Origin of the sequence: Nocardia gamkensis NBRC 108242 (assembly GCF_001612985.1) — a bacterium.
Taxonomy (GTDB): Bacteria; Actinomycetota; Actinomycetes; order Mycobacteriales; family Mycobacteriaceae; genus Nocardia; species Nocardia gamkensis.
This window is the reverse complement of record NZ_BDBM01000118.1, coordinates 1-628: the sequence shown is the minus strand read 5'-3', so window position 1 is coordinate 628 and position 628 is coordinate 1. Positions and strand designations below refer to the sequence as shown.

Here is a 628-nt window from a genome sequence, read left to right as displayed (position 1 = left end):
CCAGGACGATGATCCGGCACGCCGCCTCCAGCGGGGTGCCCTGATCGACCAGCGCGCGAGCGCGGGCGGCGATCCGCAGTTGGTAGCGGGAGTAGCGGCGGTGCCCGCCTTCGGAACGCTGGGGTGTCAGCAGTTCGGCGGCGTCGAGGGCGCGCAGGAAGGCGGGGGTGACGCCGAGGATTTCCGCGGCTCTGCCCATGCTGTAGGCGGGGTAGTCCTCGTCATCGAGCCTCTCGGCGGCACCGGAAGCGTCGACGGGGTCGGTGGGGGCCTGTGTTCGGTTGCTGCACAACACCTCTGGCTTCATACGACGACAGGCCCCGGCGCGTCGTGCGCCGGGGCCCGGGATATCGAGGGGGTTTTCACGTCAATTCCGTCGGTCGGCGGTAGGGCCGACCTCGGGCATCGCGCCCGGCAACAGGCCGGGACGCGGAATCTGGGAAGAGCTGCTCAGTGACCACCTCCTGGGTTGCCGGTCGGGCTGCGGAATCTCGTCATCCCCTCCGACGGTCCGGCCGACTGCACCAGGTTCTCTTCTCCGCCGGAGGGGATGGTCCATCTTGCTTCCGGTGCAGTTCACCTGCCCGGCCAACCAGACTTTCATCTCCAACGACAGCGACTGTATACC

General features: G+C 68.3%; 1 protein-coding gene. It reads right to left on the bottom strand.

Annotation, left to right across the window (positions count from 1 at the left end; all coding sequences use genetic code 11):
- Window positions 1–199: helix-turn-helix domain-containing protein (locus NG1_RS38715; RefSeq protein ID WP_245660191.1), on the bottom strand; the 199-nt coding region annotated here is incomplete at its 3' end.
- Between the last annotated feature and the right edge of the window lie 429 nt (window positions 200–628).